Here is a 1,186-nt window from a genome sequence, read left to right on the forward strand (position 1 = left end):
TGTGACCGAAGTCACGTTGACGAAGCTTGCGCTTCATTCATTGTTTGTATCCGAAGATACGTTTTTTGCCTCATCGTTCAGTTTTCAAAGTCCGATATGAAAATAATAATGGTCGGGAAGACAGGATTCGAACCTGCGACCCCTTGGTCCCAAACCAAGTGCTCTACCAAGCTGAGCTACTTCCCGAAAAAGTGCACCCTGAGAGATTCGAACTCCCGACCCCTTGATTCGTAGTCAAGTACTCTATCCAGCTGAGCTAAGGGTGCATAATAAGTGCGGTCGAGAGGACTTGAACCTCCACAGTGTTGCCACCACTAGGCCCTCAACCTAGCGCGTCTACCATTCCGCCACGACCGCAAATTATGCTATTTGTTGTTACATTGGATTAAAAATTGGAGCGGAAGACGGGATTCGAACCCGCGACCCCGACCTTGGCAAGGTCGTATTCTACCACTGAACTACTTCCGCATTTATAAATGGTACGGGTGAAGGGACTTGAACCCCCACGTCAAAGACACTAGATCCTAAATCTAGCGCGTCTACCAATTCCGCCACACCCGCATAAAAAAATGGTGTGTCATGCAGGATTCGAACCTGCGACCCTCTGATTAAAAGTCAGATGCTCTACCAACTGAGCTAATGACACAAAAATATGAAATTAAAAACATAAAATGGGGCGACTGATGGGAATTGAACCCACGAATGCCGGAATCACAATCCGGTGCGTTAACCACTTCGCCACAACCGCCATATTAAGATGGTGCCGGCAACAGGAGTCGAACCCGCGACCTACTGATTACAAGTCAGTTGCTCTACCAGCTGAGCTACACCGGCAGGTGTAAATGGTGGCTTTGGACGGAATCGAACCGCCGACACGAGGATTTTCAGTCCTCTGCTCTACCGACTGAGCTACAAAGCCATAAGTAAAATTCGGTAAATAAAAATGGCGGTCCTGACGGGATTCGAACCCGCGATCTCCTGCGTGACAGGCAGGCATGTTAACCGCTACACCACAGGACCGTGGTAACTTGACGACTTCTATAATACTATATCAATCAGTCAAAATTGTCAAATACTTTATTAAAAAAGTATGCCTGGCAACGTCCTATCCTCACAGGGGGAAGCCCCCAACTACTTTCGGCGTTCAAGTGCTTAACTTCCGTGTTCGGCATGGGAACGGGTGTGA

The 1,186-nt window shown here is 48.1% G+C and carries 10 tRNA genes and 1 other annotated feature; all 10 genes read right to left on the reverse strand.

Annotated elements, in window-relative coordinates:
• Positions 1-109 precede the first annotated feature (109 nt).
• A tRNA-Pro gene (locus tag P397_RS0100915) sits at positions 110-186 on the reverse strand.
• Positions 187-192: 6 nt separating this feature from the next.
• Positions 193-266, reverse strand: a tRNA-Arg gene (locus P397_RS0100920).
• An 8-nt stretch (positions 267-274) separates the two neighbouring features.
• Positions 275-357: transfer RNA gene (locus P397_RS0100925), tRNA-Leu, on the reverse strand.
• A gap of 36 nt (positions 358-393) precedes the next feature.
• Positions 394-468 (reverse strand) — tRNA-Gly (locus P397_RS0100930).
• 9 nt (positions 469-477) lie between these two features.
• A tRNA-Leu gene (locus P397_RS0100935) sits at positions 478-561 on the reverse strand.
• A 9-nt stretch (positions 562-570) separates the two neighbouring features.
• Positions 571-646 (reverse strand) — tRNA-Lys (locus tag P397_RS0100940).
• Positions 647-672: 26 nt separating this feature from the next.
• Positions 673-748: transfer RNA gene (locus P397_RS0100945), tRNA-His, on the reverse strand.
• Positions 749-758: 10 nt separating this feature from the next.
• Positions 759-834 (reverse strand) — tRNA-Thr (locus tag P397_RS0100950).
• A 9-nt stretch (positions 835-843) separates the two neighbouring features.
• Positions 844-919: transfer RNA gene (locus tag P397_RS0100955), tRNA-Phe, on the reverse strand.
• Positions 920-944: 25 nt separating this feature from the next.
• Positions 945-1,020: transfer RNA gene (locus P397_RS0100960), tRNA-Asp, on the reverse strand.
• 82 nt (positions 1,021-1,102) lie between these two features.
• Positions 1,103-1,186: a sequence feature (5S ribosomal RNA rRNA prediction is too short), on the reverse strand.

It is taken from the genome of Exiguobacterium undae DSM 14481 (assembly GCF_000620805.1).
GTDB lineage: Bacteria > Bacillota > Bacilli > Exiguobacteriales > Exiguobacteriaceae > Exiguobacterium_A > Exiguobacterium_A undae.